Genomic DNA, 1,072 nt, shown 5'->3' on the forward strand with positions numbered 1-1,072 from the left:
TCACGGTGAGAGTGATCGTGTCGCCGACGTTCGGCGTCGGGTTTGACACTACGTTGGTCAAAGCTAAATCCGCTTGCTGCGGCGTCTCCGTTACCGAAGCCGAATTGTTGGCCGTGTTCGGATCGAATTGATCCGAAAGGGTGATGGTTGCCGTGTTCATCAGGGTGTTCGGGCTGGTCACTGTTGCCACGAGCGTCAGCGTGCTGGCTGCCCCGCTCGCAAGTGTGCCAGGAGTCCAAATCCCCGTCGCGGGGTTGTAGGTGCCGGACGACTGCGTTGACGAGACGTATGTCAGGCCGGCGGGCAAGGCATCGGTGATGCTGACGCCAGTGGCGGCGTTCGGCCCGTTGTTGCTCGCGGTCACGGTGAGAGTGATCGTGTCGCCGACGCTCGGCGTCGGGTTTGACACTACGTTGGTCAAAGCTAAATCCGCTTGCTGCGGCGTCTCCGTTACCGAAGCCGAATTGTTGGCCGTGTTCGTATCTTCTTGGTCTAAGCCCCTAATTACAATGGCATTCGTAAGAGGGATAGGACTATTTACCATAGCCGTTAAGGTCAGCGTAGCGTTTGCACTGCTTCCCAACTGACCAACGGTCCACGAGCCTGTTGCAGGATCGTAGGTGCCCGCCGAGGGGGTTGCAGAAACGAGGGTGAGACCGGCTGGTAAAAGGTCTGTAGCGGTTATGCCTGTTGCGGCTATCGGACCGTTGTTCGACAGAGTGTCGATGAAGGTGATCACGTCGCCGACGTTGGGCGTTGGGTTCGATACAGTTGTCGTGACCGCAAGGTCCAGAGTACGTGCTTCGTGAGTGTCGGTGGGGATAAGTTGCTGGGCGGTAAACGTGCCGTCGCTGAACTGAAACAGCTCGATCGTCGTGGCACGCGTCGTTCCGCTGATACCGACCAGAATGAAGCTGCCGTCGCTGTTCTGACTTACCTGATAGTCGGAGCGCCTGCCGGTTAGGACCGCCGTGTCGTTGCCGAGGTCGCCATAGAGGACGTTGTCACCGAGATCCCCATACAAGAGATCGTCGCCTTGGCCGCCGTAGAGGGTATCGTTGCCCTGGCCGCC

1 protein-coding gene is annotated in these 1,072 nt (G+C 58.8%); it reads right to left on the minus strand.

The genetic code is table 11. From position 1 onward, the window contains the following. Positions 1 to 1,072 (minus strand): hypothetical protein (locus COGEMETH_RS24415; protein ID WP_283215048.1); only part of this gene is annotated, 1,072 nt, incomplete at both ends.

Source organism: Methylobacterium trifolii (assembly GCF_022179685.1).
GTDB classification, from domain to species: Bacteria; Pseudomonadota; Alphaproteobacteria; order Rhizobiales; family Beijerinckiaceae; genus Methylobacterium; species Methylobacterium trifolii.